Source organism: Caldimonas sp., from assembly GCF_046289365.1.
In the GTDB taxonomy this organism is placed as follows: Bacteria; Pseudomonadota; Gammaproteobacteria; order Burkholderiales; family Burkholderiaceae_C; genus Caldimonas.
In genome coordinates, this window is the sequence record NZ_JBKBVU010000133.1 from 1 (window position 1) to 8,448 (window position 8,448).

The following is an 8,448-nucleotide window of genomic DNA, read 5'->3' on the forward strand; positions in this document are numbered from 1 at the left end:
GTTCGCGCCTGGGCCTGAGCTACCTGCCGCAGGAGGCCTCGATCTTCCGCAAGCTTTCGGTCGAGGAGAACATCCGCGCGGTGCTGGAGCTGCAGCGTGACGCGCAGGGCCGGCCGCTGGACGAGACGGTGATCGCGCACCAGCTCGACGAGCTGCTGGCCGAGCTGTCGATCGAGAAGCTGCGCCATGCGCCGGCCCCGTCGCTGTCGGGCGGTGAGCGCCGCCGCGTGGAGATCGCGCGGGCGCTGGCCACGCAGCCGCGCTTCATCCTGCTGGACGAGCCCTTCGCCGGGGTCGATCCGATCGCGGTGATCGAGATCCAGCGCATCATCGGCTTCCTCAAGGCGCGCGGCATCGGGGTGCTCATCACCGACCACAACGTGCGCGAGACCCTGGGCATCTGCGACCACGCCTACATCATCAGCGAAGGCCGGGTGCTGGCCCAGGGCACGCCCTCAGAGATCGTCGAGAACGCCGACGTGCGAAAGGTCTATCTCGGCGAGCACTTCCGCATGTAGGTCAGGGACGATGCGATGAAGCCCTCCCTGCAGGTCCGGTTGTCCCAGCACCTGGCGCTGACGCCGCAGTTGCAGCAATCCATCCGGTTGCTGCAACTGTCCACGCTCGAGCTTCATCAGGAAGTCGAGCAGATGCTGGAACAAAACCCCTTCCTCGAACCCGAGGACGACAGCGGCGAGCCGGTGCCGGGCCCGTCCTTGCTGCCCGAGGCGCCGGCGACCCGCGAGCGCGAAGCCCAGGCCGACGCCGAGGCTGGCGACGGCTTCGAGGCGGCCGAGGCCGGCGGGGTCGATACGCTGGAGGTCGGCGCCACCGAGCGCGATGACTGGGAGAACGGCACCGAACGCGACGACTTCGACGGCATCGGCGAGACGCCGGCCAGCCGCAGCGGCAGCGACGACGAGCTCGACCCCATCGAGCGGGCCAGCCCCGGCATCAGCCTGCAAGATCATTTGCGCCAGCAGTTACTGGACATGCGCCTGTCGCCCGAAGATGCCGCCGCGGTGCAGGTGCTGATCGAGTCGCTCGACGAAGACGGCTACCTGGCCGATGCGCTGGAGGACATCGCCGCCCACCTGGCCGGCGAGGACGAGGCCTCGCGCGAAGAACTGCTCGAGCGGCTGCGCTGCGCGCTGAAGTGGCTGCACAGTCTGCAGCCCACCGGCGTGGGCGCGCGCGACCTGTCCGAGTGCCTGTGTCTGCAGTTGCGCGCCCTGCCGCGCAGCGAGGCCCAGATCATCGCGCTGATGATCTGCCAGGGCCACCTCGAGGCGCTGGCACGGCGCGACGTGAAGAAGCTGATGGCCGCCACCGGCGCCGACGAGGAGCTGATCAAGCAGGCCCAAGCCCTGATCGTGGCCTGCGAGCCCAAGCCGGGTCGGCCCTTTGCGCGGGCCGAGGCCCACATCATCGTGCCCGACGTGATCGTGCAGAAGGCCGGCCGCGGCTGGAAGGTGGTGCTCAACCCCGACGTGATGCCGCGCCTGCGCATCAACGATCTCTATGCCCAGGCCATCCGGCAGCAGCGCGGCAGCGAGTCCAGCCAGGCCCTGGGCGCCAGGCTGCAGGAGGCACGCTGGTTCATGAAGAACATCCAGCAGCGCTTCGACACCATCTTGCGCGTCTCGCAGGCCATCGTCGAGCGGCAGAAGAACTTTTTCACCCATGGCGAGATCGCGATGAAGCCCTTGGTGCTGCGCGAGATCGCCGACGAGCTGGGTCTGCACGAATCGACCATCTCGCGCGTGACCACGGCCAAGTACATGGCCACGCCCTTCGGCACCTTCGAGCTGAAGTACTTCTTCGGCTCCTCGCTGAACACCGAGGCCGGGGGCAATGCCTCCAGCACCGCGGTGCGCGCGCTGATCAAGCAGCTCATCGCCTCGGAGGACCCGGCCCGGCCCCTGTCGGACAGCCAGCTCAGCCAGATGCTCGAGGAACAGGGCATCCAGGTGGCGCGCCGCACCGTGGCCAAGTACCGCGAGGCCCTGAAGATCGCGCCGGCCAACCTGCGCAAGGCCCTGTGACCTCATGAGACTGCAGCTTTTCCTTCCGTGTGCCGGTGGCGTGGAGGCCTGGCTGGCCGAGGAGGCGATGAGCCTGCTCGGGCCCGACACCCACGGCACGATCGAGCGCGGCGGCATCGCCCTGAGCGGCGACGCGCGCGCGGTGATGGTGCTCAACCTGGAAAGCCGCCTGGCTCAGCGCGTGCTGGTGCGGCTCGCGCGCGGCCCCTATCGCCAGGAAGACGACCTCTATGCCCTGGCCCGCCAGGTGCGCTGGCCCGACTGGATGAGCCCGGCACAGACCTTCAAGGTGGACGTGACCGCCCAGCGTTCGCCGCTGCGCAGCCTCAACTTTGCCGGGCTGCGCATCAAGGACGCGCTGTGCGATGCGATGCGCGAGGCCGCCGGCCAGCGGCCCAGCGTGGACACGCGCCACCCCGACGTGCGGGTGATGCTGCACCTCACCGAACAGGACGCCACTGTCTACATCGACACCTCGGGCGAGCCGCTGTTCAAGCGCGGCTGGCGCGAGGACAAGGGCGATGCCCCGCTGAAGGAGACCCTGGCCGCCGCGATGCTGGCCGCCGCGGGCTGGCGCGGCACGCCTCAGGCCGGCGGGGCTCTGCTCGACCCGTGCTGCGGCTCGGGCACCATCGCGATCGAGGCTGCCCAGATCGCCTGCGGCATCGCGCCGGGCCTGAAGCGACGCTTTGCCTTCGAACACCTGGCGCCCTTTGCCGGGCCGCCGGCGCGGGCCCAATGGCAGGCCTTGAGGCAGGCCGCGCGCTCACGCATCCACCCACCGGCCGTGCCGGTGTTCGCCAGCGACGTGGCCTTCCGCATGGTCGATTTCGCGCGCCGCAATGCGCAGCGTGCCGGCGTGGCCGATGCGATCGAATTCCATGGTGGCGACGCGCTGGAGCGGCCGGCCCCGCGCCTGAGCGAGGGCCTGGCGCGCACACTGATGCTCAACCCGCCCTATGGCGAGCGCATCGAGGCGCGCGGCAGCGTGGCGCGCAGCGCTGAGCAGACCGGCCTGGCCGACGATTTCTATCCGCGTCTGGCGGCCCATTGGAAGCGCCATTTCGGCGGCTGGACGGCCTGGGTGCTCAGCCCCGAGATGAAACTGCCCAGCCGCATGCGCCTGAAGGAGGCCCGCCGCATCCCGATGTGGAACGGCCCCATCGAATGCCGCCTGTTCCGCTTCGACCTGGTGAGCGGATCCATGCGCGGTGAGGCTCAGCCCCCCGCGGCCAGATAACGCTCGACGAGCGCCACCGAGTAGCGGCGCGCCACATCCTGGACGAAGGCGGTGAAGTCCACATGGGCCTGATCGTCGGCCCGGTCCGAGATGGTGCGCAGCACGGCCAGGGGCAGGCCGTGGTCGTGACAGACCTGGGCGACGGCCGCGCCTTCCATTTCCACCGCCAGGGCATCGGGCAGCTCGCGGCGCAGGGCCGCGCTTTCGGCGCTGGTGGACACGAAACGGTCGCCGCTGAGGATCAGCCCGCTGTGCACGGCGGGCGTGCCGATGCCGAAGGCCGCCAGGGTGTCGGCGCCGAGCACCCTGGCGGCCTCGGCGGCCACCGAACGCGCCGCCTGAAGCAGGCGCTGGCTCATCGCCGCATCGGTGCGCAGGCGCGACAGGCCGTACAAGGGCAGCTCATGCCGCGGAAAGATCGGCGAGGCGTCCATGTCGTGCTGCAACAGCTCGGTGGCCACCACCAGGTCACCCACGCGCACGCCCTCGCCCAGGCCGCCGGCCACGCCGGTGAAGAGCAGAGCCTGCGCCCCGAAGCGCTGGATGGCCAGCGTGGCCGTGGTGGCCGCGGCCACCTTGCCGATGCCCGACAGCACCGCCACGACCTCGCGGCCGCCCAGATGCCCCACCCAGAAGTCCCGACCGGCCACACGTTCACGCCGCTCGTCGGGCATCCGTTCGAGGACGGCCGCCAGCTCCTCGTGCATCGCGGCGATGAGGGCCAGCGTCATGGCTGTGCGTCGTCAGGCCTCATTTCTTGTCCCGCAGCTCGCGCCGCAGGATCTTGCCCACCGGGGTCTTGGGCAGCTCGGTGCGGAACTCGATGACCTTGGGCCGCTTGTAGCCGGTCAGGTTCTGCTCGCAGTAGGCCCGCACATCAGCCTCGGTGAGCGCCGGGTTCTTCTTGACGATCACGAGCTTGACCGCCTCGCCCGACTTCTCGTCGGGCACGCCCACCGCAGCCACTTCCAGCACGCCGTCCATCTGGGCCACGACATCTTCCACTTCGTTGGGGTAGACGTTGAAGCCCGACACCAGGATCATGTCCTTCTTGCGGTCCACGATTCGGAAGTAGCCGCGCTCGTCCACCGTGCCGATGTCGCCGGTGCGGAAGAAGCCGTCGGGCGTCATGACCTTGGCGGTCTCGTCCGGGCGCTGCCAGTACCCGGCCATCACCTGAGGGCCGCGGATGGCGATCTCGCCCGGGGTGCCGATCGGCACCTCGTGGCCTTCATCGTCGAGCAGCTTGAACTCGGTGGAGGGCAGCGGCAAGCCGATGGTGCCGGTGAACTCGGTGCTGTCGGTGGGGTTGCAACTGGCCGAGGGCGAGGTTTCCGACAGGCCGTAGCCTTCGCAGATGGGGCAACCAGTCTTCTGCAGCCACAGCTTGGCCGTGGCCGACTGCACCGCCATGCCGCCGCCCACGCTGAGCTTGAGCGTGCTCCAGTCGACCTTGTGGAAGTCGGGGTGGTTGGCCAGGGCGTTGAACAGCGTGTTGACGGCCGGGAAGCTGTGGAACTTGTGCTGCGACAGCTCCTTCAGCACGGCGGGGATGTCGCGCGGGTTGGGGATCAGGATGTTGCAGCCGCCCATGCGCATGGACAGCATCATGTTCACCGTGAAGGCGAAGATGTGGTAAAGCGGCAGCGCGCAGACGGTGACGGTCTGCTCGCCCGGCGGGATCTTCTTCAGTGCCGGGCCGTTCCAGGCCTCGGACTGCAGCACGTTGGCGATGATGTTCCGGTGCAGCAGCACGGCGCCCTTGCTCACGCCGGTGGTGCCGCCGGTGTACTGCAGCACGGCGATGTCGGTGGCCTTGATCTCGGGTTTGCGCAGCGTGAGGCTGCGGCCCTTGGCGATGGCATCGTTGAAGCGCACGGCCCCGGGCAGATCGAAAGCCGGCACCAGCTTCTTGACCTTTCGCACCACGTAATTGACGATGGCGCCCTTCGGAAAACCCAGCAGATCGCCCATCGCGGCCAGCACCACATGCTGGACCGGTGTCTTGGCCAGGCACTCCTGCAGGGTGCGTGCGAAGTTCTCGATGATGACGATCGCCTTGGCGCCGGCGTCCTTGAGCTGGTGCTCGAGCTCGCGGGCGGTGTACAGCGGGTTGACATTGACGATGACGTAGCCCGCACGCAGGATGCCCGCCACGACGATGGGGTACTGCGGCACGTTGGGCATCATGATGGCCACCCGGTCACCCTGGCTCAGGCCGAGCGACTGCAGGTAGGCCGCGAAGATGCGCGAGTACTCGTCGAGCTGGGCATAGGTGAGCGTCTTGCCCATGAACTTGAAGGCGGGACGCTCGGCGTATTTGGTGAAGCTTTCCTCGAGCAGCGCGACCAGCGACGGGTACTGGTCGGGGTTGATCTCGTGCGGCACGCCTTGCGGATAGTGCTTCAGCCAGACTTTTTCCATGGGTTCCTCCGAATGAACCGGGAATTCTGACGCATGGCTGACGCAAGCCCCATCAGGTGTTTCGCTAGACGGATTTGGAGTGAAGCCTCTACTTTGATGTCCCGCAGGAGACGGCGGCCCCGTTCGATGCCCTGTCTCGGGGCACCGTCTCAGCGGTCCAGGATCTGGCTGAGGAACTGTCGGCTGCGTTCGCTGCGCGGATTGCTGAAGAATGCCTCGGGGGTGTTTTGCTCGACGATCTCGCCGGCATCCATGAAGATGACCCGGTCGGCCACGGCCCGTGCAAAGCCCATCTCATGGGTGACGCACAGCATCGTCATGCCCTCGCGGGCCAGATCGATCATCGTGTCGAGCACTTCCTTGACCATCTCCGGGTCGAGTGCCGAGGTGGGTTCGTCGAAGAGCATGATCGAGGGGTTCATGCACAGCGCACGCGCAATCGCCACGCGCTGCTGCTGGCCGCCCGAGAGTTGCCCCGGGTATTTGTGGGCCTGCTCGGCGATGCGCACGCGCTCCAGGAAGCGCCGCGCGGTGGCCTCGGCCTGGGCGCGCGGCTGCTTCTTCACCCAGATCGGCGCGAGCGTGCAGTTGTCCAGCACGCTCAGGTGCGGGAACAGGTTGAAGTGCTGGAACACCATGCCCACGTCGGAGCGGATGGCATCGATGTTCTTCAGGTTGTCGGTCAGCTCCACGCCGTTGACGACGATGCGGCCCTGCTGGTGCTGTTCGAGCCGGTTGATGCAACGGATCAGCGTGGACTTGCCCGAGCCCGACGGTCCGCAGATCACGATGCGCTCGCCCTTGGCCACCTCCAGGTCGATGTTCTTCAGCACATGGAAGTCGCCGTACCACTTGTTCAGGCCTTCGATGCGGATGGCCACCTCGCCGGCGGCGGAAGTCTTGAGGGCAGCATCTGCCATGGAAGTCTCCGGATGAGGGTCAACGCTGGTGGCCGCGGGCGAGGTCGCGCTCGAGCCATTGGCTGTATTTCGACATCGCGTAGCAGAAGATCCAGTAGATGAGGATCGAGAACAAGAAGGCTTCGATGAAGAAGGGCTTCCAACTGAAATCGGTCTCGACGGACTTCTTCACCGCATAGGCGAAATCGTAGATCGCGATGATGACCACCAGCGAGGTGTCCTTGAACAGCGAGATGAAGCTGTTGACGATCGGTGGGATCGACAGGCGCAGCGCCTGGGGCAGGATGATCAGCCCCATCATCTTCCAGTAGGGCAGCCCCAAGGCTTCGGCCGCCTCGTACTGCCCCTTGGGCACGGCCTGCAGGCCGCCGCGCACCGCCTCGGCCAGGTAGGCCGCCACGAAGAGGATGATGGCCACCTGGGCGCGGATGAGCTGCTCGATGCGCAGCCCCTCGGGCAGGAAGAGCGCGAACATCACCGAGGCCATGAAAAGCACCGTGATGAGCGGCACGCCACGGATCACCTCGATGTAGATGATGGAGAAGGCGCGGATCAGCGGCAGCTTCGAGCGCCGGCCCAGCGCCAGCAGCACGCCCAGCGGAAAAGCCAAACCGATGCCGAAGATCGACAGGATCAGCGTGACCGGCAGACCGCCCCACTGCTCGGCGCGCACGGGCGTGAGCCCCAGGCCGCCGCCCATCAACCAGAAGGTCAGCGCCAGGCCCACGACCCAGATCAGGATGAGCCGGGCGTTCCAGAAGCGCTTGAGGGCCGAGACGACCAGCAAGCTGCACATCACCCCGATGGACAGCGCCGCGCGCCAGCTTTCCTCGTAGGGGTACACGCCGAACATCATGAAGTGGAACTTCTCCCACACCACGGCCCAGCAGGCGCCCTGGCCGCGCGCGGCCTGGCATTGTTCGAGCGGTGCATGGCCCCAGACCGCATCGAACACCGCCCAGCCGAGCACCTTGGGCAGCACCCAGGCCAGCAGGGCCAGCGTGACGAGCGTGATGCCGGTGTTCAGCGGCGTGGAAAAGAGGTTCTCGCGTGCCCAGGCCCAGGCGCTGGCGTGGCGCTGTGGCGGGGGCAGGCCGGCGCTGGCGGGCGCAAGGGTCTTGTCCATGGTCGTTCTCACCGTTCCACCAGCTTCACGCGTTCGTTGTACCAGTTCATGAACAGCGAGATCGCCAGGCTGATCGACAGATACACCGCCATCAGGATGGCGATGGCCTCGATGGCCTGCCCGGTCTGGTTCATCGTGGTGTTGGCCACGGCCACCAGGTCGGGGTAGCCGATGGCCACCGCCAGCGAGGAGTTCTTGGTCAGGTTCAGGTATTGGCTGGTCATCGGCGGGATGATCACGCGCAGCGCCTGAGGCAGCGTCACCAGGCGCAGGCGCTGGCCGGCATTCAGACCGAGGGCCTGCGCCGCCTCGGTCTGGCCGCGGTCGACGGCCAGGATGCCCGCGCGCACCACTTCGGCCACGAAGGCCGCGGTGTAGGTGGACAGGCCCAGCAGCAAGGCGGTGAACTCTGGCGAGATCGAGCGGCCGCCTTGCAGGCTGAAGCCGCCCAAGGAGGGCACGTCCATCGCGGTGGGCGCGCCCATCGCGGCCCAGGTCAGCACGGGCAGGCCCAGGATCAAGCCGGCACTGACCCAGCCCACGGGCCAGCGCTGGCCCGTGGCATGCTGATGTCGGGCCGCGGCGCTGCGCCAGGCCCAGGACAAGCCCAGGCCGGCGAGCAGGGCCCAGCCGGCGCCCGACCAGGCGGCATGCTCGGCCGGCCAGGCGAACCAGAAGCCGCGCTGCGTGGCG

The 8,448-nt window shown here is 67.8% G+C and carries 8 protein-coding genes; 3 read left to right on the forward strand and 5 right to left on the reverse strand.

Annotated elements, in window-relative coordinates; genetic code table 11:
• The 3 genes from lptB to ACK42S_RS12670 form a co-directional block, all read left to right on the forward strand.
• Positions 1-518 (forward strand): LPS export ABC transporter ATP-binding protein (gene lptB, locus ACK42S_RS12660; RefSeq protein WP_409707950.1); only part of this gene is annotated, 518 nt, incomplete at its 5' end.
• Between the two features lie 15 nt (positions 519-533).
• Positions 534-2,045, forward strand: a complete 1,512-nt coding sequence (locus ACK42S_RS12665) for an RNA polymerase factor sigma-54 (RefSeq protein ID WP_409707953.1) — start codon at positions 534-536, stop codon at positions 2,043-2,045.
• Positions 2,046-2,049: 4 nt separating this feature from the next.
• Positions 2,050-3,285: a class I SAM-dependent RNA methyltransferase gene (locus tag ACK42S_RS12670; protein WP_409707956.1), complete on the forward strand. Its 1,236-nt coding sequence runs from the start codon at positions 2,050-2,052 to the stop codon at positions 3,283-3,285.
• On the opposite strand, the gene ACK42S_RS12675 is transcribed toward ACK42S_RS12670, so the two are convergent.
• The 5 genes from ACK42S_RS12675 to ACK42S_RS12695 all read right to left on the reverse strand — a co-directional run.
• A complete protein-coding gene (locus tag ACK42S_RS12675) occupies positions 3,264-4,016 on the reverse strand; it encodes a 5'-methylthioadenosine/adenosylhomocysteine nucleosidase (RefSeq protein ID WP_409707959.1) in 753 nt (250 codons plus the stop codon). The two genes, ACK42S_RS12670 and ACK42S_RS12675, sit on opposite strands and share 22 nt — an antisense overlap.
• A 19-nt stretch (positions 4,017-4,035) precedes the next feature.
• The gene (locus ACK42S_RS12680; RefSeq protein WP_409707962.1) at positions 4,036-5,709 is read right to left on the reverse strand and encodes a long-chain-fatty-acid--CoA ligase; all 1,674 of its coding nucleotides are present in this window, start codon (positions 5,707-5,709) and stop codon (positions 4,036-4,038) included.
• 149 nt (positions 5,710-5,858) lie between these two features.
• Complete coding sequence (locus ACK42S_RS12685; protein WP_409707965.1) at positions 5,859-6,629, reverse strand: amino acid ABC transporter ATP-binding protein; 771 nt, start codon at positions 6,627-6,629, stop codon at positions 5,859-5,861.
• 19 nt (positions 6,630-6,648) lie between these two features.
• Positions 6,649-7,755: an amino acid ABC transporter permease gene (locus ACK42S_RS12690; protein WP_409707968.1), complete on the reverse strand. Its 1,107-nt coding sequence runs from the start codon at positions 7,753-7,755 to the stop codon at positions 6,649-6,651.
• A gap of 8 nt (positions 7,756-7,763) precedes the next feature.
• Positions 7,764-8,448, reverse strand: a 685-nt coding sequence (locus tag ACK42S_RS12695) for an amino acid ABC transporter permease (RefSeq protein ID WP_409707971.1), incomplete at its 5' end; no start/stop codon positions are given.